The sequence below is a fragment of the Dethiothermospora halolimnae genome (genome assembly GCF_037577855.1).
Taxonomy (GTDB): domain Bacteria; phylum Bacillota; class Clostridia; order Tissierellales; family VENL01; genus Dethiothermospora; species Dethiothermospora halolimnae.
The window spans coordinates 1-2,916 of sequence record NZ_JBAKFX010000121.1 but is presented as its reverse complement, the minus strand read 5'-3'; the positions used below and the strand labels follow the sequence as shown (position 1 = coordinate 2,916).

The window sequence follows — 2,916 nt, the reverse complement described above, 5'->3', positions numbered from 1 at the left end:
TTTAAATTCTTTTGTATAACTCTTGTTATTTTTATTATTTTTAGGCATATCAATTCTCCTTAGGTTATTGTCGTAATTATATTATACTATTTATATTCTATACGACAACTATCCTAACATATAGGGAGTGAGCCAAACTTCACCTAACAATATGTTCCATCAAGGGTGTACGACAGAAGATTTTTAGGGTAGTGTACACCACATACCTTCGTCGGGTGCGAGCACCACTAGAGAGGATTCCTTTGGAGTCTGACTCAGAAACGCTTGGAACACGAGAACGCTATGCAAAATTATTTATCGAGGAGCGTTGTTTATGAGCAATTATGATTTATATCAGCATTATCTTGGAATAGGAATGAGTTTCGTTATTAAAAAGAAAATGTTGGATTATGAGTTGAACGATTTTGATAATGAGTTTTGTGGTATTTTTTATGATTCGATGTTTATTTATAAGTCTTTCGAAACAATGCGAATGATCTGTAGCTTAATTGAGAAAATACCTAGCAAAGATTTTTTTGATGAAAGAGAAATTTTAGAAGACGAATATTTGAAATATCACATTGAAAATTATCTAGGTTGTATCTTTTCAATGCTAGATAAGCTTTCTAAGTTATTAAATGGGATATACGAGTTAGGTATTAAAGATTTCCATTGCTCATTTATAAAAATTATTAAGTATCATTTGAAGTCATTACCTCAAGATATCCAATTTATTCTGTGTGATTTGAATGTTAAAACAAAAAAACTTAGAAAATATCGTAACCATATAGTACATAAAGGTGAGTTTAATGATGAAGAGTGGTTTATGTTTTCGGGACTTAGTTTTTTGAGTAGAAAATCAGATTCAGGAGTTCCTAATGAACAACTTAGAAGAGAGGTTAATAAAGAGTTTGAAAGGTACTATGGATATCTCGTAGAAAATAATGGTGTGTTATCAAATAGTGTTATGAAGATACTCGAAGTTATGGCACCTATTATAAAGGAAAAAACTGAAACCACAATAAATAGTTGGTCAAAAAATGAGAAGGAAATAGTTTATAAAGAACTTGAGAAACGCAATAATAACTTCGCCTAACATACCGTTTCCAATATCCTACGAAAATCATGTAGGACATCGGAAACGGTGAGAACGTTATTCGAAATTTTTAGCTAGGTGTCATAATATCTATATGATTAGTTAGTAATTAAGGATTCACTAAAATAAATTTCAGAAAAAACTCTGATATGGTAGAAATGAAGGTTTATGATGCATAAGAGTTAAGAGGTTATATTGGGAGTGGTTCTATAATATTAAAATAGGAGATGAAGAATATGAGATTTGAAGTAAAAATGTTTAATGAATTACCTTTCATGGTTGAACTAAAAGATGGAGACTATCGAGTGAAAACTGACACTTATGATTATAAATTTAAAATATCTTCAGATTACTATAAGCTAATAGTTGCACCTTTTCCTGAAAAAGCTGATGATAGGGTTTATTATGGTGATAAAGAAGAATTACTAAATATTGTAGTGCAAAATCAATTTAGTAATTATGCCTTTTCAAAATCTAAGACTTTTATTGAAACATCAATAATTGAGGAAGTAGAAATTGCAGACAATGATATAGAACAGGTTAGTGATGAAGAGGGTATAAGCCAAGTTACAACGCAATTGTTGATAAACAAGGTAAAATACAATAATACTGAGGAATTAAATAAAATAGCAAAAGAATATTATAACGATTTAAATGACGAAGAGAAAATATCATTAAAACTACGAGTTTATCAGAAAAAAAGGTTAAATAGGCTAGTTAATATATATGACTACTATGATGCATTGAACAGGTTTATTGAACTGTATAGTTACACTAGAAAATTATTTTGGATTGAAAAGCTAAATGAAAATACTTTAGAAGGCACCCAGATTTTACAGTATGTAGATGGTAAATATTTCGATACATTTAGGTTTGGAGGATTAGCACCAAGTATAATTACAAATAAAAAGTTATTTCCTGATTTGACTGATGATTTACATGAGCAATTTCATAACAGATTGGATACAGGGTTTGAAGTACCAATTGATGAAAAAATGCTTATTGTGGCACGAAGTCTTTGGTACAGATGTGAGTATCGTTCAGCAATTATTGAAAGTTCAGCAGCACTAGAAATAGCAGTCGAAAAGAAACTAGTTGAGAAAATGAAAGTACAAGGAATCTCACAAAGTGATATTGAAAAAGAATTAGCTAAGACAGAAACTAATTTTAGACAGCGATGTGATGTATTTCTTAAGAAATATACTGGGAAATCATTCGAGCATGACAATAATGCGCTATGGATAGTTATTGATAACCATAGGAAAAACTACAGACATAAGATAGCTCATTCAGATGTAATTCCTGATAAAGAAATCACAGAAACTATCATCAAGGACTTTGAGGAAGCAATTCAGTACATAAATTCATTATAGTCATTTGTGATACACTAGTATAAAATGTTGGGCAATTAGAGAGTAACAGTCTAGCTTATATTTTCTAATAAAAGGTATGTAACTAATTAAGTTCCAATTTTCCATATAATGCGAATGAATATTGATTAGCATTAAAGTATTCGTTGACAACTTCACCTAACAAAATATCTCCGTTCGCTACGCACATCTCTTCACTGGGTGCAAGCACCACCTATGTAGAAGGCGTTGAGAGTCCAGTTCAGGAACGTCTGAAACACAAGACGTTAAAAATATATGGGGCACCTTAAACCATCCAAAACATCCCAACATTAAAACTCAATTTATTTCATACTACTAGGGAGCCCTATATGTTAGGATAGTTGTCGTATAGAATATAAATAGTATAATATAATTACGACAATAACCTAAGGAGAATTGATATGCCTAAAAATAATAAAAATAACAAGAGTTATACAAAAGAATTTAAAA

Annotated in this window: 2 protein-coding genes; both read left to right on the top strand. The window is 30.4% G+C overall.

The features are described 5' to 3' along the window. Positions 1-313 precede the first annotated feature (313 nt). Entirely contained in the window at positions 314-1,075 is a 762-nt protein-coding gene (locus V6137_RS20720; protein WP_425449852.1) for a Cthe_2314 family HEPN domain-containing protein, read from the top strand. 236 nt (positions 1,076-1,311) lie between these two features. Next, positions 1,312-2,448: a hypothetical protein gene (locus V6137_RS20715; RefSeq protein ID WP_425449851.1), complete on the top strand. Its 1,137-nt coding sequence runs from the start codon at positions 1,312-1,314 to the stop codon at positions 2,446-2,448. Positions 2,449-2,916 lie beyond the last annotated feature (468 nt).

What these genes read in the sequence shown, in the direction of transcription:
- V6137_RS20720 (WP_425449852.1), top strand. Translation starts at nt 314, where the DNA reads ATGAGCAATTATGATTTATATCAGCATTATCTTGGAATAGGAATGAGT.
- V6137_RS20715 (WP_425449851.1), top strand. Translation starts at nt 1,312, where the DNA reads ATGAGATTTGAAGTAAAAATGTTTAATGAATTACCTTTCATGGTTGAA.